This window comes from Nocardia yamanashiensis (assembly GCF_021183565.1).
Classification (GTDB): Bacteria; Actinomycetota; Actinomycetes; order Mycobacteriales; family Mycobacteriaceae; genus Nocardia; species Nocardia yamanashiensis.
Genome location: NZ_CP089226.1, coordinates 7,594,783 through 7,615,003, shown reverse-complemented (window position 1 = coordinate 7,615,003; position 20,221 = coordinate 7,594,783). Strand labels below are relative to the sequence as shown.

20 protein-coding genes and 1 riboswitch are annotated in these 20,221 nt (G+C 69.9%); of the genes, 9 read left to right on the top strand and 11 right to left on the bottom strand.

The genetic code is table 11. The features are described from left to right. Positions 1-77: 77 nt before the first annotated feature. Complete coding sequence (locus LTV02_RS35010) at positions 78-926, top strand: helix-turn-helix transcriptional regulator (protein WP_233035851.1); 849 nt, start codon at positions 78-80, stop codon at positions 924-926. A gap of 120 nt (positions 927-1,046) precedes the next feature. Here LTV02_RS35010 and LTV02_RS35005 read toward each other — a convergent pair whose 3' ends face one another. Beyond that, positions 1,047-1,334, bottom strand: coding sequence for a hypothetical protein (locus tag LTV02_RS35005; RefSeq protein ID WP_233035850.1), 288 nt, complete (start codon positions 1,332-1,334; stop codon positions 1,047-1,049). A gap of 824 nt (positions 1,335-2,158) precedes the next feature. Here LTV02_RS35005 and LTV02_RS35000 point away from each other — a divergent pair. Together LTV02_RS35000 and LTV02_RS34995 are read left to right on the top strand one after the other, a co-directional pair. Further along, a complete protein-coding gene (locus tag LTV02_RS35000) occupies positions 2,159-3,328 on the top strand; it encodes a winged helix DNA-binding domain-containing protein (RefSeq protein ID WP_233041845.1) in 1,170 nt (389 codons plus the stop codon). 170 nt (positions 3,329-3,498) lie between these two features. Then, positions 3,499-3,984, top strand: coding sequence for a tellurite resistance TerB family protein (locus tag LTV02_RS34995; RefSeq protein WP_067717697.1), 486 nt, complete (start codon positions 3,499-3,501; stop codon positions 3,982-3,984). A gap of 3 nt (positions 3,985-3,987) precedes the next feature. Here the strand turns inward: LTV02_RS34995 and nadC are convergent, their stop codons facing one another. The 3 genes from nadC to nadA form a co-directional block, all read right to left on the bottom strand. Continuing rightward, positions 3,988-4,848 carry a carboxylating nicotinate-nucleotide diphosphorylase gene (nadC, locus tag LTV02_RS34990; RefSeq protein WP_233035849.1) on the bottom strand — a complete coding sequence of 287 codons (861 nt, stop codon included), beginning with the start codon at positions 4,846-4,848 and terminating at the stop codon, positions 3,988-3,990. 232 nt (positions 4,849-5,080) lie between these two features. After that, positions 5,081-6,796 carry an L-aspartate oxidase gene (locus LTV02_RS34985; RefSeq protein WP_233035848.1) on the bottom strand — a complete coding sequence of 572 codons (1,716 nt, stop codon included), beginning with the start codon at positions 6,794-6,796 and terminating at the stop codon, positions 5,081-5,083. Between the two features lie 114 nt (positions 6,797-6,910). After that, the gene (gene nadA, locus LTV02_RS34980; protein WP_067717142.1) at positions 6,911-7,948 is read right to left on the bottom strand and encodes a quinolinate synthase NadA; all 1,038 of its coding nucleotides are present in this window, start codon (positions 7,946-7,948) and stop codon (positions 6,911-6,913) included. 77 nt (positions 7,949-8,025) lie between these two features. Between nadA and LTV02_RS34975 the strand changes: the two genes are divergently transcribed. Then, a complete protein-coding gene (locus LTV02_RS34975) occupies positions 8,026-8,871 on the top strand; it encodes an NUDIX hydrolase (protein WP_269821585.1) in 846 nt (281 codons plus the stop codon). A 399-nt stretch (positions 8,872-9,270) separates the two neighbouring features. Here LTV02_RS34975 and LTV02_RS34970 read toward each other — a convergent pair whose 3' ends face one another. From LTV02_RS34970 to bioB, 3 genes are read right to left on the bottom strand one after another with little or no spacing between them, the layout of a single operon-like run. Then, on the bottom strand, positions 9,271-9,990 hold the full coding sequence (locus LTV02_RS34970; RefSeq protein ID WP_233035847.1) for a DUF2567 domain-containing protein: 720 nt from the start codon (positions 9,988-9,990) through the stop codon (positions 9,271-9,273). Further along, a complete protein-coding gene (gene bsaP / locus LTV02_RS34965; protein ID WP_233035846.1) occupies positions 9,990-10,211 on the bottom strand; it encodes a biotin synthase auxiliary protein BsaP in 222 nt (73 codons plus the stop codon). Before bsaP ends, LTV02_RS34970 begins: the two co-directional genes overlap by 1 nt. 12 nt (positions 10,212-10,223) lie before the next feature. Further along, positions 10,224-11,261: a biotin synthase BioB gene (gene bioB, locus LTV02_RS34960; RefSeq protein ID WP_233035845.1), complete on the bottom strand. Its 1,038-nt coding sequence runs from the start codon at positions 11,259-11,261 to the stop codon at positions 10,224-10,226. Positions 11,262-11,368: 107 nt separating this feature from the next. On the opposite strand from bioB, the gene LTV02_RS34955 reads away from it, so the two are divergent. From LTV02_RS34955 to LTV02_RS34935, 5 genes are all read left to right on the top strand, one after another. Further along, positions 11,369-11,953: a TetR/AcrR family transcriptional regulator C-terminal domain-containing protein gene (locus tag LTV02_RS34955; protein ID WP_233035844.1), complete on the top strand. Its 585-nt coding sequence runs from the start codon at positions 11,369-11,371 to the stop codon at positions 11,951-11,953. A gap of 111 nt (positions 11,954-12,064) precedes the next feature. Further along, a riboswitch (cobalamin riboswitch) is annotated at positions 12,065-12,180 on the top strand. Between the two features lie 31 nt (positions 12,181-12,211). Next, on the top strand, positions 12,212-13,240 hold the full coding sequence (locus LTV02_RS34950) for a FecCD family ABC transporter permease (protein ID WP_233035843.1): 1,029 nt from the start codon (positions 12,212-12,214) through the stop codon (positions 13,238-13,240). Beyond that, a complete protein-coding gene (locus LTV02_RS34945; RefSeq protein ID WP_233035842.1) occupies positions 13,237-14,121 on the top strand; it encodes an ABC transporter ATP-binding protein in 885 nt (294 codons plus the stop codon). Before LTV02_RS34950 ends, LTV02_RS34945 begins: the two co-directional genes overlap by 4 nt. Before the next feature lie 134 nt (positions 14,122-14,255). After that, positions 14,256-15,257, top strand: a complete 1,002-nt coding sequence (locus LTV02_RS34940; RefSeq protein ID WP_233035841.1) for an ABC transporter substrate-binding protein — start codon at positions 14,256-14,258, stop codon at positions 15,255-15,257. 63 nt (positions 15,258-15,320) lie between these two features. Further along, positions 15,321-16,208 carry an aldo/keto reductase gene (locus LTV02_RS34935; protein WP_233035840.1) on the top strand — a complete coding sequence of 296 codons (888 nt, stop codon included), beginning with the start codon at positions 15,321-15,323 and terminating at the stop codon, positions 16,206-16,208. A 39-nt stretch (positions 16,209-16,247) separates the two neighbouring features. Here LTV02_RS34935 and LTV02_RS34930 read toward each other — a convergent pair whose 3' ends face one another. The 4 genes from LTV02_RS34930 to LTV02_RS34915 all read right to left on the bottom strand — a co-directional run bounded on the left by LTV02_RS34930 (position 16,248) and on the right by LTV02_RS34915 (position 20,048). Further along, positions 16,248-17,396: an alpha/beta fold hydrolase gene (locus tag LTV02_RS34930; RefSeq protein ID WP_233035839.1), complete on the bottom strand. Its 1,149-nt coding sequence runs from the start codon at positions 17,394-17,396 to the stop codon at positions 16,248-16,250. A 59-nt stretch (positions 17,397-17,455) separates the two neighbouring features. Beyond that, positions 17,456-17,938: an SRPBCC domain-containing protein gene (locus LTV02_RS34925; protein ID WP_233035838.1), complete on the bottom strand. Its 483-nt coding sequence runs from the start codon at positions 17,936-17,938 to the stop codon at positions 17,456-17,458. Between the two features lie 186 nt (positions 17,939-18,124). Further along, complete coding sequence (locus LTV02_RS39405; RefSeq protein ID WP_269821584.1) at positions 18,125-19,375, bottom strand: sensor histidine kinase; 1,251 nt, start codon at positions 19,373-19,375, stop codon at positions 18,125-18,127. Continuing rightward, complete coding sequence (locus LTV02_RS34915; RefSeq protein WP_233035837.1) at positions 19,365-20,048, bottom strand: response regulator transcription factor; 684 nt, start codon at positions 20,046-20,048, stop codon at positions 19,365-19,367. Before LTV02_RS34915 ends, LTV02_RS39405 begins: the two co-directional genes overlap by 11 nt. Between the last annotated feature and the right edge of the window lie 173 nt (positions 20,049-20,221).

The following is a 20,221-nucleotide window of genomic DNA, read 5'->3' as shown; positions in this document are numbered from 1 at the left end:
CGGGGTAAACAGTGCCGCGCGAGCCTGGGCACGGGATGACCAGGATGCGCTCGCCGGCGCCCGGGATACTGGGTGACATGACCTTGGATCGACGTGCCGAACTCGGCGAATTCCTGCGCTCGCGCCGCGCCCGGCTCTCCCCCGCCGAGGTGGGCCTGGTCGATCACGGTGCGCGCCGCCGCGTGCCGGGCCTGCGCCGCGAGGAGCTGGCACTGCTGGCCGGGGTGAGCGTGGATCACTATGTGCGCCTGGAGCAGGGCCGCACGCTGCATTTCTCGGAGTCGGTGCTGGACGCGGTGGCGCGGGCGCTGCGCTTGAATCCCTTGGAGCGCGAACACTTCTACCGGCTGGCCCGCCCCTGGTCGGGTGAGGAGCCGCACGCCGAACAGCAGGTGCGGCCGGGGTTGAAGCGGTTGCTGGATTCGGCCGCCGACGTGCCCGCCTACATCGTGGGCCGGGGCACGAACGTACTGGCCTGGAATCGCCTGGCGGCCGCGCTGATCACCGATTTCGGCGCGCTGCCGCCCGGGGAGCGCAATCTGGCCCGGCTGGTGTTCCTGGACGAGGGCATGCGCGAGCTGTACGCGGATTGGCCCGCCAAGGCCGCGGACGTGGTCGCGTATCTGCGCCTGGACGCGGCCCGCAATCCCGGTGACGACGCGATCGCGTCACTCATCGAGGAATTGCGCCGGGGCAGTCCGGAGTTCGAAAGCCGTTGGGAAGAGCATGAACTCAAGGACAAGACGCACGGCCGATACGTGTATCTGCATCCGGTGGTGGGCCGGCTGGATCTCGGCTTCGAAACCCTGCGCCTGCCCGACGATCCGGATCAGGCGCTGGTCGCGCACACGGTGGAACCGGACTCCCCCAGCGCCACGGCGCTACAGTTACTCGCGGGCCTGGCCGCCGAAAACGTCAGGCGCTGACCGGCGTCCGTCGCGGCGAAGATGGCAACCGCACGTTTGCGTGCCGCCCCGGCACTCCCGCGATCGATCGGCCGAGCGTCGGCCCGCGCGCATCGCTCCGAACCCGATCGACCGAGAACTTCAGCCGGTAATCCGGCGGCGTAGTTCGGGCACGCCGTCGCCGGCCAGCGAATCGAGCGCGGCGGGGCGGCCGACCATCGCGAGGGCGAGCGCTTCGCCGGGGCCGCGTACCAGCGGGCCGGAACCCTTGGCCCACTGCACATCCGAGGCTTCCCAGCGCAGTCCCTTGAGATAGCGGCGCGGGAAGGCGAACGGGTCGGGGCTGCCGAGGACCTGAATCATGCGGTCCGCCGGTACTTTTCGCTCGTACCCGAGGGGACGCCGGATGTCCTGCTGGTGGACGAACATGTCCGACAGGGCGACCGCGGGCAGGAAACGCGAGAACCAGCCAGCTGGTCACCCCGCCCTGACTCCACCCCCACAGCACGGTCCGTGAAATCGCCGGGTGCGCACCGCGATACCACTGCGTGGCGCCGACCGTGTCCCGCCAGCCCGCCCACACATTCCACTCCCCCGTCCGCCACACGCTCTCCGCCGACCGCTGATCCATGGTGAGTAGCGGCGCACCGGTATTGCGCACGATCGAACTCATATACCCCTCGAAGTCGGCCGCGCTCCCCGCATGCCCGTGCACCGCCACGATCAGATCCCGCGCCTCCACATCCCCCGGCCGCTCCCGATACGGCTCGTACACCCGCCCCGTCGCGGTCTCCCCGTCCACGATCAACGACACGTCCCGGATATCGACCCGCACGCCGCCCACGGGATCCGCACCGGCCCGCGAAGCGGCCGAAACCCCCAGCGCCACACCGCCCATGGCAACCAGCACTGCCACTACCGCCCCGACCACAGCCCCTGCGCTCCGACCTCGCATCGCGGCATCATCGCACGTCCCACCCCCGCTTCAGCGCACCCGCGCCGTCGGCGTCCACCAGGTGTCACACCACGCGCCGCGCCACGTGGCACCTGCACCCCTGCCGAGATACCTAGCAACCGCACCGTGCCGCCGGATGTAGCACCACACCTGCCGCATCGCGCAGCACCAACACGCCTCGGCATGTCGCACACACCCTGGGCCGCTCGTCCGCGCCGCTGCGCGGGGAACCGCAGGCGCGGGCGCGGGGATAGCGGGGCGTGTCGGTGGGAGCGGTTACCCTCCGATCGTGCGTGCGATGAGTGTGGCGGAGCGGCGGGCTCGGGTGGGGGTTCGGCATCGGCTGGCCATGGCCCAGCGCAGCGACGATGTCGATGCGATCGTGCGGTCGATGGTTGTCCTGCATGCGACCGATCCGGCGACGGTTTTCCTGTCGATCGCGGCGCGCAGCCGGACCGCCGAGCCGGGGCACGTGGAGAAGGCGCTGTACGAGGATCGGACGCTGCTTCGGATGCTCGCCATGCGGCGGACCATGTTCGTCGCACCGCTGGATCTGGTTCCCGCCTTGCAGGCTTCGTGCGGGGACGGCTTGGCACTCAAGCAGCGCAAGACGTATGCGGGGTATCTGGCGAAGTTCGGGGCGGTCGAAGGGGATGTCGCCGCGTGGTGGGCCGAGGTCGAAGCCGAGACGCACGCGGCGCTGCTGACGCGCGGAGCCGCGACGGGCGCGCAATTGAGCAAGGATGTGCCGCGACTACGGACGCAGGTGGATACCGCGCCGGGGAAGCCGTATTCGAAGCCGACCAGCATCACCACCTGGGTGCTGGTGACCCTCGGCGCGGAGGGCCGGATCGTGCGCGGGCGGCCGAACGGGTCCTGGGGCAGCAGTCAATACACTTGGGCGCCGGTGGAATCGTGGGTGCCGCAGGGGATTCCGGCGCTCGCGGCGGACCGGGCGCGCGCCGAACTGGTGCGGCGGTGGCTGTGGACCTTCGGGCCCGCGCCGGTGAGCGATATCAAATGGTGGACCGGCTGGACCGCGGGCGAGGTCAAGAAGACCTTGGCGGCACTGGATGTCACCGAGGTGGACCTGGACGGCACCACCGGGCTGGTGCTGTCCGACGACCTGGAACCGACCCCGGAACCGGAACCGTGGGCCGCGCTGCTGCCCGCGCTCGATCCGACGCCGATGGGCTGGCAGTCCCGCGACTGGTATCTCGGCGAGCACGGCCCGGCGCTGTTCGATCGCAATGGCAATGTCGGACCGACCATTTGGTGGAACGGGCACATTGTCGGCGGCTGGGCGCAGCGCGCCGACGGCGAGATCGTCTGGAAGCTATTGGAGGACGCCGGGGCGGAAGCGACCGCCGCCATCGCCGCCGAAGCCGAACGCCTGCGCGCCTGGTACGGCGAAGTACGGCCCATCCCACGCTTCCGTACTCCGCTCGAACGCGAACTCACCACTTAACTCGCTGGTCACGCCCCCGTACCGCGGCCGATACGAGTAGGATTGTCGCCGAATAATTTTCGTGTCCCTACCGGCCGACCGGCTGTTAGGGTCTGCTTGTAACGTCGCGCAGTCCGGACCTGGACACGGGGGTTGTGGTGTCGGTCCGGGAAGAATTCTCGGAGTGTGTCATGGCTTTCCTCAATCGCCTCATCTCGCATGCCACGTCCATCAGCAAATTGATGGACAGCGCGCCGAAATGGCGAGAACAACTACTGGCCAAGCGAAACGATCTGCGCGGCGGCACGTTCCGGGACGCCACCATGGGCATCTGCGCGCTGGTCGCGGCGGCGGACGGCAGCATCGATCCGGGTGAGCGCATGCGGGTGGCGCAGCTGATCGGCTCGGATTCCATCCTGCAGCATTTCCCCACCGACGAACTGCGGACGTTGTTCGAGGACAACTGCAATCGGATCACCATGGATCCGGCGTTCGGGCGCGCCTATGTCATGCAGCAGATCGCCAAGGCCACCGGTAAGGACACCGAGGCCCGCGCGGTGGTGCAGATGGGCATCATGATCGGCAATGCGGACGGCAATTTCGATGCCAACGAGATCGCCGCCGTCAAGGAGGCCTGCCAGGTGCTGCACCTGGACCCGCGCGAGTTCGGGCTCTGAGACTCACATATCGAGACCGAGGTCCAGCACCCGCACCGAATGGGTGAGGGCGCCGACGGCGAGATAGTCGACGCCGGTGCGGGCGTAGTCGGCGGCCATCTCGAGGGAAAGGCCGCCGGAGGACTCGAGTTTCGTCCCCGGTGCGGTCTTGTTGCGCCGCTGCACCGCGGCTTGCGTCATCCACAACGGGAAGTTGTCCAGCAGCACCAGCTGCACGTCCTCGGCCAGCACCGCGTCCAGCTGCTCGAGGCTGTCCACCTCGACCTCGCACTCGATCTCCGGATTCAGCTCACGCACCGCGCGCAACGCGGCCACCACGGACCCGGCCGCGACCACGTGATTGTCCTTGATCAACGCCGCATCACCCAGTCCCATGCGGTGATTCACGCCCCCGCCGACTCGCACCGCGTACTTCTGCAACGCCCGCAGCCCGGGCAGCGTCTTACGACTGTCCCGGATCTTGCACTCGGTCCCCTCGACCGCATCCACCCACGCGGAGGTCGCGGTGGCGATCCCGGACAGATGGCACACGATGTTCAGCAGCGTGCGTTCCGCGGTCAGCAACTGCCGCGTAGGCGCGACGAGCCGCAACACCGTATCCCCCGGCTGCACCCGGGTCCCGTCCGCGACCCGCTCGCTCACTTCATAATTGCCCGCCCCGATCACCTCGTCCAGGACCAGCAGCCCGACATCCAGCCCGGCCACCGTCCCCGGCTGCCGCGACACCATGGCCGCCTTCGCCACCGCGTCAGCCCGAACCGTCGCCACCGTGGTGATATCGGGCCCATACCGCAGATCCTCGTCCAGCGCGGTACGAATCAGCGCGACGACCTCGTCGCGATCCAATGCGGAATCGAGTGCCATTACAACGTTCCTTCTCGCGTGAAAGGTGAAGCGTGCCGGATGAAGTCGCCGCGCCGGGAAACCCGACTGCCGCGACCGGTCGGTATGCCGGGTCGGTGGTGACGGGCGGCAGGCCCTCCGCCCGGGACGGGCGTCGGCAGCGGGGCTGCCGACGGGCCACCGAAGTCCGCGGCGGGGTGCAGACCGGCGCGGGCGGCGTCGCCGCCTCCCGACCTGCGGTGGACAGCGCGACTCACGACGCGGACCGCATCGAGGGCGCGGGGTCTTCCGCCCAGCCGTCGGTGATCAGTTTGGGGCGGCCGTCGGCGCCGAGGCGGACCGCGGTGCTGCGGCGGAGTTCCTCGCGCGGGTCGGGGTGGTCGGAACGGGTGTGGCAGCCGCGGCTTTCGGTGCGGGCGGCGGCGGCCAGCAGGAGGGCTCGGGCCGTGAGGGTCAGTGCGGAGTCCTCGAGTTCGCGGATCACCGCGGCGGCGGAATCCGAACGTGCTGGGGCCGAATCGGAGTTTTCCGTGGCGGCGTCCGGGGCTTGTCCGTTCGGCGATGCGGGCGGGGTGGCCTTGCCGAGGGCGAAGCGGACGGGGAGGTCGGGGGCGCTGACGTCGGAGATGAGGCCGACCATGCGGAGGACGGCGGAGCGGAGGCCGTCGCCGTCGCGGACTACCGAAGCGCGTTCGGTCATGAGTTCTTGCAGGAGTTTTCGGTCGGCGCGGGGGAAGCGGAGGGGGCCGACTTCGGAGATGGCGGCGGCTTTGCCGGCGCGTTCGGCGGCGGCGGCACCGGCGCGTTCGCCGACCACCAGGCCCTCGAGGAGGCTGTTGGAGGCGAGGCGGTTGGCTCCGTGCAGGCCGGTGCGTGCGACCTCGCCGGCGGCGTAGAGGCCGGGGACTGCGGTGCGGCCGGAGGTGTCGGTGACTACGCCGCCGCACTGGTAGTGGGCGGCGGGGGCGACCGGAATGAGGGTGTTGCGCGGGTCGATTCCGGCTGCCAGGCACGAGGCGGTGATGTTGGGGAAGCGCTGGGCGAAGCCGTCGAGGCGGCGGGCGTCGAGGTAGACGTGGTCGGTGCCGAGCGTGTGCATCCGGGCGGCGATCGCGCGCGAGACGATATCGCGGGGTGCGAGATCTCCGCGTTCGTGCACGCCCGCCATGACCGATTCACCTTGGGAATCCACGAGAGTCGCGCCCTCGCCGCGCACGGCCTCGCTGATCAGCGGCCGCCGCCCCAGCCCGCCGGGGGTGAACAGCACGGTCGGATGGAATTGCAGGAACTCCAGATCCGACACCAGCGCACCCGCCCGCAGCGCCAGCGCGATGCCGTCGGCCGTGGCCCCGGCGGGGTTGGTGCTGCAGGCGTACAACTGCCCGAGCCCGCCGGTGGCCAGCAGCACGGCGGGCGTGTGCACCACGCCGAATCCCTGCTCCGACACCGCGATCACGCCCCGCACCCCTTCGGGTCCGGTCACGATGTCCAGGACGGCGGCCCCGAACAGCACCGGCAGCCCGGCCGCGTTCAAGGCCCGCTGCACCTCGGCTCCGGTGGCATCGCCCCCGGCGTGAATGATTCGCCGGGTGCTGTGCCCGCCTTCCCGGGTCCGCGAAACCTCCCCGTCCCGGCCGAGATCGAACACCGCGCCCAGATCGGTCAACGCCGCGACGGCATCCACGCCGCCTTCGACAATGGAGCGCACCGCCGCCGGATCACACAGCCCGGCCCCCGCCACCACGGTGTCGTGCACATGCGATTCCACCGAATCCCCGTGCGGCGCAACCACGGCGATCCCGCCCTGCGCGTACTGCGTGGAGGTGTCGGTGGGCCCGCCCTTGCTGAGCGTCAGCACGCGCAACCCGCGCAGCGATGCCGTGCGCGCCGCGGTCAGACCCGCGACGCCGCCGCCCACCACCACCAGGTCGGCCTCGGCTTCCCAGGTGATCGATACGGATGTGTTCACTACATCCACCCCTTCCCGGGGAGACCGTGCGTACCCGCCGCCATGATGGACGCATGGCCGAAGGTTGGTGAAGTTCTTCCACGCCGATGCCCACGGCCCCGGCGGGGGCCATGGCTACTCGCCGCCGCCCGGGTTGCCGATCTCGATCATGCGCTGCACGGAGCTCTTGGCCCGGGCGGCGGTCTCGAGGTCGACGTGCACCTCGTCGCGGTTCTCCACCAGGCAGCGCAGCAGGGCGGCGGGGGTGATCATCTTCATGTAGGCGCAGGAGGCGCGGTCGTTGACGGCCTGGAAGTCGATGCCCGGGGCCGCTTTCCGCAGCTGGTGCAGCATGCCGACCTCGGTGGCGACCAGCACCTGCTTGGACTTGGCGGCCTTGGCGGCGTCGATCATGCCGCCGGTGGACAGGATGTGCACGCGGTCGGCCGGGAACTCGCCCGCACCGGCCAGGTACAACGCCGAAGTGGCGCAACCGCATTCGGGGTGCACGAACAGTTCGGCATCCGGGTGGGTGCGGGCCTGCTCGTTGAGCTCGTCGCCGTTGATGCCGGCGTGCACGTGGCACTCACCCATCCAGATGTGCATGTTCTCGCGGCCGGTGAGGCGCTTGACGTGCGCGCCGAGGAACTGGTCCGGCAGGAACAGCACCTCGCGGTCGGGGTCGATGGAGGCGACCACGTCGACGGCATTGGAGGAGGTGCAGCAGATGTCGGTGAGCGCCTTCACCGCGGCGGTGGTGTTGACGTAGGAGACCACCAGCGCGCCCGGGTGCTCGGCTTTCCATTCGGCGAGCTGTTCGGCGGTGATTGAGTCCGCCAGGGAGCAGCCCGCGCGCTGATCCGGGATGAGCACGGTCTTCTCGGGGCTGAGGATCTTGGCGGTCTCGGCCATGAAGTGCACGCCGCAGAAGATGATGGTGTCCTCGGGCGCTTCGGCCGCGATCCGGGACAGCGCCAGGGAGTCGCCCACGTGGTCGGCCACGTCCTGGATCTCCGGCAGCTGGTAGTTGTGCGCCAGGATGGTGGCATTGCGCTCGCGCGCCAGCCGCTTGATCTCCGCCGCCCACTCGGGCGTCGCCTCGACGCCCGCGAAACCCGACGGGCCGTCCACGATGCGCTCGGACAGCGCGATCGTCGCACCTAGTGCAGCCATGGCATGGCTCCTTCTCTCATGCGCCCGGCAGCTTCGCCGATTCGCATACAACCGGTTTTCGACTTAGAATCGAAAACGTGCCCCATAGTAGCACCATCCACGAAACGCTCACCGCGGTGTTCCAGGTTCGTCGCTTCCCGGACGCCGTCGGTGCAGGTAGAAGTGCTAGCACCGGATCGGAAAGTGGTGCAGGACATGCGAATCGCGGTTCAGCGCCAAGTTCCGCGGCCGCTGGACGCAATACCGCCGGAACCGACGGCAAGGCCGCTGCCGTCACCCAGCGCTGCCCGCCCGGCCAGCACACCGAACTCGCGGTACTGCTCTGGGAGCGGGCGCTGGACCCGGCGAAGGGCACCTGGTCGCTGCCCGGCGGGCGCTTGCGCGACGACGAGGACCTGGACGCCTCGGCGGCGCGGCAGCTGGCCGAGAAGGTCGATGTGCGGGAGCTGACGCATCTGGAGCAGCTGTCGGTGTTCAGCGATCCGCATCGGGTGCCCGGGGATCGCCGGATCGCCTCGGCCTATCTGGGATTGGTGCCGTTGACGGCGGAGCCGGAACTGCCGCCGGACACCCGCTGGCATCCGGTGTCGGCATTGCCCGCCATGTCCTTCGATCACGGCATCGTCGTGGAGCACGCGCGCACCCGGCTGGCGGCGAAGCTCTCGTACACGAACATCGCCTTCGCGCTCGCGCCGGAGCGATTCACCATGTCCACGCTGCGCGAGATTTATTGCGCGGCACTGGGTTACGACGTGGATACCACGAACCTGCAACGAGTCCTGTCCCGGCGCAAGGTGATCACTCCGACCGGTGCGACGGCTTCTCCCGGGCGTGCGGGCGGACGGCCCGCGGCGGTCTACCGATTCACCGACTCGGAGATCCGGGTGACGGACGAATTCGCGGCCCTGCGACCGCCCAGCTAACCGCCACTTCGTCATTCCGGCATGCTTTCAGCCGGAATCCATACCGTGTGGATCCCGGCTCAAAGCATGCCGGGATGACGGGGAAACAGGTCGGGATGACGGGCGCTGACTAATCGCGATCGCGCTTGCGGTGTTTGTCGGCGCGCTTGTATGCCCGTCCGCTCGGAACGGGTTGCGCCGCATTGGATCGGCGTAGTTCGTGGCGCTGCCGCCACGCGGTGAGACCCGGTCGCTCCCCGGCGGTTTCCGGGGCGGGACCGGGCTGAGAAGCGACGGCGCCCATGGCCGGTCCCCCTTACATCCGTGAAGTCCGGCTCCACGGTAAGGGCGCCCACCGACAGGTGCCAGTGAATTTCCGCGCGCCCGGCGAGCAGTGCGCGGATCGCGGTGCGGCGAATCTCAGCGGGTGCGATCGGATTCCGGCACGGCGCCGGGAGCCTCGAACGGCACCACGGGATCGCGCGGGCCGAGCGGTTGCGCCGGAGCGCCATTGGCATACGGGCCGTAGGTCATGGCGGTGCCGAAGCCGGGTGCGACGACCTCGGGCTGCGGCAGTTCCCCACCGAACGGCAGGTACTCACCACTGCCCAGATCGTCGGATGTGCTGAGCGCGGCCATGATCAGCACGACCAGCGCCGCCAGCAGCGGCTGCACCAGCAGCACCGGCCAGCCTTCCACGATGGGCGCGATCTCCACGATCGACTTCACCGGAGGATGCGCCGGCCGGGTGTGCAATTGCTCGGCCACCGCCTCCCCCACCCAGCGCATGAGCGAAGAGCCAAGCGCCGCACCGGCGAGCAGACCGACCAGCAGGATCGGCCCGCGCACCCGCCGCCACCGCCAGGTCGCCACCGCGGTCAGCACCGCGACCACCATGGCGATCAGCACGTAGATGGCCACCGCATCGAACCGATGCGTGCTCTCCCCCGTCAGCGGCGCCCCGCGATCCGGCTCCACCACCAGAAGCTGTTCGGCGGGAGCCAGATACGCCCACACCACCCCGCCCAGCGCGCTGAACGCGGCGACAGCGAGGAAGACCAGCGCCGCGGCCCGGCCCTCCCGCTTGACGACCTCGGCGGATAGCCTCCCGGGCGCGGCGCCGGCCACGGTGGCTGCCACTAGCGGCGTTCCAGATCGCTGGAGTCGAGCACCCCGTGCCGGGAGCATTTCGCCCACCAGCCGTCGGGGCTGACCTGCACGATCATCCGGCGGCCGCACTGCTGGCAGAAGCGCGGCGGCTCCAATCCCAGTGCGGCGGAAGGTGGAATCGGGTCGTCCAGACCCGGCACCACGCGCTTACCCGTGAACGGGTTGTATCGCTCCTCGATGTCCACGACCATCTTCCTACTATCTCAGAGCGTTTCGTTCAGCGCCTTGATCGGCATCTTCAGTTCGCCGAGCAGATCGATATCCGATTCGGCGGGACGACCCAGGGTGGTCAGGTAGTTGCCGACGATGACGGCATTGATGCCGCCGAGAATGCCCTGCTTGGCGCCGAGGTCGCCGAGGGTGATCTCCCGACCGCCCGCGAAACGCAGGATGGTGCGCGGCAGCGCGAGGCGGAAGGCGGCCACGGCGCGCAGCGCGTCGGCGGCCGGCAGCACCTCGAGGTCGCCGAAGGGGGTGCCCGGGCGCGGGTTGAGGAAGTTCAGCGGCACCTCGTCCGGCTCCAGCGACGCCAGGTCGGCGGCGAATTCGGCGCGCTGCTCCAGGGATTCGCCCATGCCGAGGATGCCGCCGCAGCAGACCTCCATACCGGCCTCGCGCACCATGCGCAGGGTTTCCCAGCGCTCGTCGTAGGTGTGGGTGGTGACCACGTTCGGGAAGTGCGAGCGCGCGGTCTCGAGATTGTGGTTGTAGCGGTGCACGCCCATGGCGGCCAGCTGATTCACCTGATCCTGGTTCAGCATGCCGAGCGAGCAGGCGACCTGGATGTCGACCTCGTTGCGGATGGCCTCCACGCCGGCCGCGACCTGCGCCATCAAGCGCTCATCGGGTCCGCGCACGGCGGCCACGATGCAGAATTCGGTCGCGCCGGTCTTGGCGGTCTGCTTGGCGGCCTCGACCAGCGAGGGGATGTCCAGCCACGCGGCGCGCACCGGCGACTGGAAAAGGCCGGACTGCGAACAGAAGTGGCAGTCCTCCGGGCAGCCGCCGGTCTTGAGCGAGATGATGCCCTCGACCTCGACCTCGGGACCGCACCACTTCATGCGCACGTCGTGCGCGAGGGCGAGCAGTTCCTCGAGCTTGTCGTCGCCCAGCCGCAGCACCTCGAGGGTCTGTTCCTGGTTCAGGCCGACGCCGCGTTCGAGCACCTGCTCGCGGGCGATGGCGAGAATGTCGTCGCCGGCCGGGCCGGCGGCTTCGGTGGTGACGGCTGCCTGGGTCATGGCGCGCAAATCCCTTCGTCCGGCCCCGTAGGCCGAGCAACTTGAACGGTGTTCAGGGTAGGCTAGCAGCCGGAAACGTGAGCCGGAACACGAAGGGGTCGGAATCAGTGCAACTGCACCGCACGGATGTGGTCGACGGGGCCATCGCCATTCTCGATCAGTACGGCCTCGCGGATCTCACCATGCGACGGCTGGCCGGATCGCTGCATGTCCAGCCCGGGGCGCTGTACTGGCATTTCCCCAATAAGCAGGCGCTGCTGGGCGCGGTGGCGGACCGGATTCTCGCGCCCATGGACGAGGCCGTCGAGGCGACCGAGTGGTCGAGTCAGATCACCGAGCTCGCGCACCGGCTGCGGTCCTGCCTGCTCACCTATCGCGATGGGGCGGAACTGGTTTCGTCCACCTACGCCTCCCGGCTCACCACCTCCAAGGGCCGCGAGCGCCTGGCCTCGGCCGCCATTCGCGCCGGAATGACCAGGGAGGAAGCCGATCTCGCGGCGTTCACGCTGCTGTACTACGTGCTCGGTCAGACCGTGGACGAGCAGTCGCGCATCCAGATGGATTCCGCGGGCGCGCTCACCGAGGAGAATTCGCCGCTGCACGACACCGTGGATGCGACGGCGCGGTTCGACTTCGGCCTGCAACTCTTCGTCTCGGGCGTCCGTCACCTGCTCGGCACCCGCGTGCGCTGAGCCGCGGCGGGATCACCCCCGCACGCACCCCGCGACGGGCGCCACCACCTTTATTGGAAATAGTTTTCAATAAAGGTGGTGGCGTGGACGTTCGAGACCGGACGGTAGAGTTTCGGCGTTGTCGTTGGCAGGTGCGGGAATCCGGTGAGAATCCGGAGCGGTCGCGCCACTGTGAGCGTGCGGGTTTCGCGCGCGAGTCAGACCTCCCCTGCCGAAGGAACTCTGGAGAGGCCGCGATTTGCCTGTGGAGCTAGGTCGATGAGCCGTGCGCGGACATCGTTGTGGATACCCCTGCTCGGGGGTTTGCTGATCGTCGCCATGGTGGTGGCGACGGGGTTCGGTGCGGAGATCGTGCCGGTGCGCTCGGTCGTCGACGTACTGGTCCGGCGGATCAGCGGGGACGCCGCGAATTCCGGGCTGGACACCATCGTGTGGCAATTGCGGGTGCCGCGCACCGTGCTCGCCGCCATCGTGGGCGCGGGCCTCGCGCTCGCCGGAGCGGCCATGCAGACCCTGGTGCGCAATCCGCTCGCCGATCCCTACCTGCTCGGGGTGTCCTCCGGCGCGGGAGTGGGTGCGGCGGCGGTCATCACCTCGGGGGTGTTCGCCGGCGCCGGACTCTGGGCGCTGTCGGCCGGAGCCCTCGCGGGTGCCCTGCTCGCCGCCGCGGCGGTGTTCGTGATCGCCTTGGCCCAAGGCGGATTGACGCCGCTGCGCCTGGTTCTGACCGGCACCGTGCTCGGCTCGGCCTTCGCCGCCTTCAGCAGTTACCTGATCTTCCGCAGCAGTGATCCCGCCGCCGCCCAATCGGTGCTGTTCTGGCTGCTGGGCAGCCTCTCCGGCGCGGATTGGACCCGAATCCTGCTCCCCGCCACGGTCGTAGCCGCCTGCGCGGCCGCCCTCATGCTGGCCGCCAACTGGCTCGACGCACTCAATCTCGGTCCCGACGCGGCCGCCTCCATCGGAGTCCCGGTGCGCGAGCTGCGAATCGCCCTGTTCATCCTGCTCGCGATCCTGGTGGGCGTGCTGGTGGCGGTCTCCGGCGGCATCGGCTTCGTCGGCCTGGTCGTCCCGCACGCCGCCCGCCTCCTGGTCGGCCCCCGCCACCGCATCCTGCTCCCCACCTCCGCCCTCTGCGGCGCGATCTTCCTGGTGGCCGCCGACGCCGCCACCCGGGTCCTGGTGCGCCCCACCGAAATCCCGGTCGGCGTCCTCACCGGCCTCATCGGCGCACCGGCCTTCCTGCTCCTGATGGGCCGCCGCCGCTACCGGTTCGGTGCGGCATGAGGCGGCGGCGGAACGCAGCGGGCGCCTCGGCCCACCGGTGGTTCCGGCGCGCCGCATCGGACACGAACGCCACCACGGAAATCGCGGCCCGATCCGCCGGGGCGGTCGGCATCGAGGTGCGCGGGCTGGCTTGTGCGGCGGGGCGGCAGACCGTGGTGGCGGGCGTCGAGTTCGCCGTCGAGCCCGGTGAGGTGGTGGGGATCGTCGGGCCGAACGGGTGCGGGAAGACCACGCTGTTGCGGACGCTGGCCGGGCTGACCGCGCCGGTCCACGGTGCGGTGCGCGTGGGCGGGCATGCGGTGCATCGGATTTCGGGGCGGGAGCGGGCGCGGCTGGTGGCGATGGTCGGGCAGGACGAGCGGCCGCCGGAGGATCTGCTCGCCGGAGAGCTGGTGGCGCTGGGGCGGACGCCGTATCTGCCGCCGTGGGGTGCGGGCGGGGACGGGGAGCGGGCCGTGGTGGCGGAGGCGCTGCGGCGGGTGGATCTGGCGGGGTTCGAAGGACGGGCGGTGCATCGGCTGTCGGGCGGCGAGCGTCAGCGGGTGATGCTGGCGCGGGCGCTGGCGCAAGAGACGCCGGTGTTGCTGCTGGACGAGCCGACCAATCACCTCGATGTGACGCATCAGCTCGAATTACTGGAACTGGCGCGGGGATTGGGGCGGACCGTGGTCATGAGCCTGCACGAGCTGGCGCTGGCGGACCGGTATTGCGACCGGGTGCTGGTCGTGCACGACGGGCGGGCCGAACCGCTGGCGGAGCCGGGGGTAGCCCTGCGGAACGAGGTGCTCGAGAAGGTTTTCGGGGTGGGCGCGACGCGGGTCGCGCATCCGGAGACCGGGGAAACACATTTGCTGATCACTGCGCGAAAGGCTCAGGCGTGAAGAGGATTACGAGATTCGCGGCGACTGCTACGCCGATCACGGACGGCGGCGCGGTAGCACGCGGAGCGAAGCCCGGCTCCGCGCAGCGAGTCGCGAAACGCAGGTCGGCGAAAGGAACCCGGTCGGGGCGAGTCGTGGGGGCCGCGGCCGTGGTGGCGATCGCGGTGGCGGGGTGCGGGAGTCCGCAGGCGGCGAGCGGGAATCTGACCGTGCGGAATTGCGGTGTGGAGGCGGCGTTTCCGGCGCCGGCGCAGCGGATGTTCGTCAACGACGGGAACCTGATCTCCATGGCGCTGGCGCTGGGCGCACAGGATCAGGTGGCGGCGGTGTCCAGCCTGAAGCGCGATGCCGACACGCTGCGGCGGCATTACGGCGATGCGGTGGACCGGCTGAATCAGGTTGCGCCGGAATACCCTTCGCGGGAGACGGTGCTGGCGCAGCGGCCGGATGTGATGGTCGCGGGCTGGAACTACGGATACTCCGAGGCGACGAACCTGACGCCGGATTCGCTGCGGACAGCGGGCGCCGCGCCGTATGTGCTGACCGAGAGCTGCCGGCAGGCCGATGGGGAACGCGGGATCACCGACGCGTGGACGGCACTGCGGACCGATCTCACGGATTTGGGGGCCATCACCGGGAGGAGCGAGCGGGCCGCGCAGCTCACCGCCGATATCGACCGCCGGCTCGCGGCATTGCGGGCCGCGCCGCGACCCGAGCGCACCCCCACGATCTTCGTGTTCGACAGCGCCTCCGACACCGTCTTCTCCAGCGGGAAATTCGGTGCGCCACAGGCGATTCTGGAAGCCGCGGGCGCCCGCAACGCACTGGAAGACGTATCCGACACCTGGACCGCGGTGTCTTGGGAGCGGCTGGCGGCGGCCGATCCGGATGCCATCGTTTTCGTGGACTATCCGCCGCAGAGTTTCCAGCAGAAGGTGGACCTGTTGCGTGCCAAGCCTGGCATCCAGAATCTGCGCGCGGTCACGGCGGGCCGGTTCCTGAACCTGCCGTACGCGCTGTGGACCAGCGGCCCGCTGAACATCGATGCCGCCGAACAGGTCCGCGTCCAGCTCGAGACCTGGAACCTGGCGCCGCGCTCCGGCATCCGCCCGGCATTCGACGACACGGTCCGCTAGCCGCCGGGAATGCCCCGGACCGCCGCCGAGTTCAACCCCACCGCAACCACAGTGCGAAGGGATATGGCGATGGCGAACACATTCGAACTCGGCGGCGATCTCACGGTCGACCGGCTCGGCTACGGCACCATGCGGCTGGCCGCCGCCCCGGAGCCGGGGTTCGAGGCGGGCATGGGCCATATCTGGCGGGCGCCGGCCGATCGGGAATCGGCGAAGGCCGTGCTGCGCAAGGCCGTCGAGCTGGGCGTGAACCTCATCGACACCGCCGACTCGTACGCGCTCGGCGAGAACGAGGAACTGGTGGCGGAGGCGCTGCACCCGTACGCCGATCAGGTCGTGATCGCCACCAAGGTCGGCGTGCTGCGGCCCTCCCCGGTCGAATGGGTACCGCTCGGGCACCCCGCCTACCTGCGCCAGCAGACCGAATTGAGCCTGCGCCGTTTGAAAGTGGACCGTATCGACCTGTTGCAGCTGCATCGCCTGGATCCGGCGTACCCGCTCGAGGATCAGATCGGCGCGCTGAAGCAGCTCGTCGAGGAGGGCAAGGCGCGGCATATCGGCCTGTCCGAGGTCAGCGTCGAACAGTTGCGGGCCGCGCAGCAGATCACCCCGATCGCCAGCGTGCAGAACATGTACAACCTGGCCGAACGCGGTCACGAGGACGTGGTGGATTACGCCGCCGCCCAAGGGATCGCGTTCATTCCGTTCTTCCCGGTCGCCGGGGGCGCGGTCACCGGCCCGGGTTCGCCGGTCGCCGAAGTCGCCACCGAAATCGGGGCCACGCCCGCCCAGACCGCGCTGGCCTGGCTGCTGCACCGCTCCCCCACCATCCTGCCGATTCCGGGCACCACCTCGCTCGAACATCTCGCGGAGAACGTGGCGGCCCGCTCGGTGCGCCTGTCCGACGCCCAGTTCGCGCGCCTGTCGGAACTGGCCACCGCGACGGCGTGATCCGGCCCGCAGCGTGAGCCCGCCGGTCCGCGAGGCGCGCTATCGGCCCGCCGTGGCTCCCGTCCCGGATTCCCGCTGCACCAGCCGCACGAACGGCACGATCTGCTGCGCGATGACCGTGTTGTACTCCTCGGGACGCTGAATCGGATTGGCGTGGGCGGTGGTCCGGGTCGTCACCACCAGCAGGGTGCCGTCCACACCGCCCACCCGGTCGATCAAGGCCCGATGCGAGTACTCGACGTCCACGATCGGATCGCGGTAGGCCTCGTGCGGCCGGATGAACACGATGGCCGGGCGCGGTTTGCCGTCCGCCGGTTTGGCCAGGGCGCGCAGATCGTCGACCGCGCCGCCCGACACGATCGCCTTGAACTGGGCTTCGATCAGGCCGTTGCTGGCGGTGTCGGTATTGAAGATCTTGTCCTCCAGCACGTCCAGCACCACCTCGCGGAATTCATCGGCGCGGAAACCGTTGCGGCCGCGCAGGAATCGCTCGTGGCGGGCATAGGTCTCGACGGTGAAGCGCAGGATCCGGCTCTCGCGCGCGCCGGGTATCCAGCCCATCCAGCGCTGCATGTTCTCGCCCTGGTCGCGGCTTTCCGGGCGCACCGCGTGCAGGTCGACGGGCGTGCAATCCAGTACCACCGCAACGACTTTCCGGGTGCTCTCGGTGTGCAGGTGGGCGGCGATCTCCAGCGCGATCACCCCGCCCATGCTGTGCCCGACCAGGGTGACGTTCGGGATCTTCGCCGCCTCGGTGACCTTCACGATCAGGTCCGCGATCACCTTGGTGTCGATACCGGCATTGTCGTAGCGCACCGCCCACACCGAACCCAGCCGGGCGAGGGCGGGCAGGGCGCGGGCGGTGTCGGAGGCGTCGAGCACGCCGAGCCCGACCAGGTCGAAAACGGCGGTGTCCCGGGCCTGCGGGTCGGCGGGACCGGCGATGGGCAGCACCGCGGGCGTGGTGCGGGCGAGCCGGGCGCGTTCCGGGGCCACGTCGCGCGCCATGTACTGGGCGAAGATCACCAGCAGCACCAGCGGAATCAGGCTGAGCCGCAACAGGAACAGCCGGGCGCGCCGCCAGCGCACCCAGTCCTGCCCCCAGCGGGTGTCGAGCAGGCGGGCCCGGCGCCGCCGGTCGTCGTACTCGGCGACCGTGGACGGATTGGGGTAATCCGGCAAGGCCATACCAACCCACTGTAAGCACGAGCCGGAAACGATCAAGCCCTACCGGGGAGCCGGCCGGGTCACTCGGGTTCGGGATGCGCGGCCACCCAGCGTTCGGCCACCGCGGCCAGCCGGGACAGCGCCATGCGGAAGCCGACCTCGTTGTCCTGGGCGGACAGGCCGGGCGGGAGGTTGTCGTGCCGGGCCACGATGCGGGTGCCGCCGGGCGCGTCGGCCAGGGTGTAGCTGATCGTCATCTCACCCTGTAATTCCGGATCCTCGGTCTCGAACTCGACCGTCTGCACCACTTCGGAATTCGGGACCAGCCGGGCGAAACAGCCGTGGAAGGTGTCGGTGCGCGCCGAGGTCTTGCCCGCCGCGTTCGGCACGTCGTAGGTGAGCGAGATGCGGAAGCGCCCGCCCACCCGCGCATCGAATTCGTGGATGCGACTGGTCATTCCGTCCGGCACCATCCAGGTGCGGACCGAGCGCGCGTCCAGCAGCGCGCGGAAAACGTTCGGACGCTGCGCACTCACGAGCCATTCGACATTGGTGGCGGTCACGCGAGCACCATACGCCCGAGGTGACCTAGATCACAGGAGGTTGGGTGGAACCGCCAGGGGGCTTGCGTGTCGCGCCGAATGCGCCCGGCTCACGATCGCCCTCGGCGGGATGGGCGTGGATCGCCATCGCCGCCCCCGGCCCGAGGTGGCGACGCGCGGCAGGCCGGCCTTCGGGGCGGGGCGAAATCACGCCTCGGGGGCGGGCGGCAGCGCGAGTGTGGCGACCGCGCCGCCGTCGGGCGCGTCGGCGATCTCGACCGAGCCGCCGTGTACCTGGGCCACCCAGCGCACGATCGACAGGCCGATGCCGTGCCGCCCGCCCGTGCCGGTCGCGCCGCGCTCGAACGGATCGGCCAGGGCGGGATCCAATCCCGGGCCGTGGTCGCGCACGGTGACGCGGCCCCGCGCCACCGTCACCTCGATCGGCGCGCCGCCGTGCACCGCGGCATTGTCGACGAGGTTGCGCACCGCCAGGGACAGCAGGTCCGGATCAGCGTGTACCGCAGTGGGTTCAGTGCGCAGGTCGATGCCGGGCAGGCCGCTCTCGGCCACCACGCCTTCGACCAATTGATCCAGATGCAGGCGCTGAGTATCGAGTTCGCCGATGCCGGTCTCGGCGCGGGTGCGCGCCAGCAGGCCGGTGACCAGGCGGCCCATGCGGTCGGTGAGTGTGCGGGCATCGGTGACAGCGCGCCGGGCATCCGCCGGATCACGCAGGGCCGCATCGAGATACAGGCGCAGCTTGGTCAGCGGGGTGCGCAGTTCGTGCGAGGCGTCGGCGAGGAATCGCTCCTGTTCGGCCAGCATGCGCGCGGCGGGCCGCATACTCACGCCCGACAGCAGATGCCCGGCCAGCGCGGCCACCGCGACGAGCGCCAGCCCGCCCAACTCCAGGGCCAGCAGCAGACGCCGATGGTCCCGCTCACCCGCCGCGGTCCCCGCCGCCGCGAAAACCACCGCACTCACCTCGGATTCATTGCCCCACACCGGTTCCGCCGCCACCCGCACCCGGTTCCCGTCGCGATCCGGCAGCGTGCTCAGCACCAGTTCCTCGGCGTCGGCCGTATGCGCGGCGAGTTCGGTCAGCTGCTCCGGCAGTCCGGCGCGCTCGTGCGCGAACGCTTCCCGCCAACGGCCCTCCCCGTCCCGAACCAGCACCGCGACCGCCGTGGTCCCCTGGGCGAGGTCGTCATCACGCACCACCTCCAGATCAGCGTTCCCGTCCTCGTCCCAATACACCTCCCGCGCCAATCCGGTCACCACCCGATCGACCCCGTCGTTGAGCGCCCGGTCCCGCGACTGCGAATCGATCGACGCCGCAACGCCGCCCAGCACGATCAGGCAGAGCGCCGTGATCACCGTGAACAACCCCGTCAACGCCCAGCGCGTCCGCCGGAACCGGCCCGGCGTCAGCGCCGACGCGCGGTCACGGCGCATTGCGCACCGAGCCGATCATGAAGCCGACGCCGCGGACGGTTTCGATGAGGGGCGGGTCGCCGAGTTTGCGGCGGAGCTGGAGGACGATCACGTCGACGACGTTCGACGCGGGTTCGGCCATTTCATCCCAGCAGCATTCGATGAGTTCGGCGCGGGTGACCACGGTGCCCGCGCGGACGGCCAGCAACTCCAGCACGCCGAACTCCTTGGGCGTCAGGGTGAGCAGGGTGCCCGCGCGATGCACGCGCCGCCGGGGACGATCGATCACCAGGTCGGCCACGGTGGTGCGGGTCGGTTCGGGGAGCTCCTGACGGCGGCAGAGCGCACGGACGCGGGCGGCCAGTTCGTCCATGGCGAACGGTTTGACCACGTAATCGTCCGCGCCGTGCGCGAAACCGTCCAGGCGGTCGGCGAGGGCGTCGCGAGCGGTGAGCATCAGGACCGGGGTGCGGCGGCCCGAATCGCGCTGCGCCCGAACCAGATCCAGTCCGTCGCCGTCCGGCAGGCCGCGATCGACCACCAGGCAGTCGTAGTGGTTGACCGCGATCTTCAAGTCCGCGTCGGCGTAATCACGCGCCAGGTCCACCGCGAACCCGGCGGCCCGCAATCCCGCGGCGACCTCGTCGCCGAGCTCCCGATCGTCCTCGCACACCAGCACCCGCACCTTCGCCATTACAGCACCCGAAGAAGTCCGGGCAGGTGGCGCACCACCAAGACCGAATCAGGCAAAACACCCGCAGAAGTGCTGCTGACAAGGATTGCCCCTGAGGCGCGGCGGGTCATGCGGCGATCACCCCCGGGATTTGAGCGAAAGGTGCTCCCAAGGCGCGACAAGTCATGAGGCGA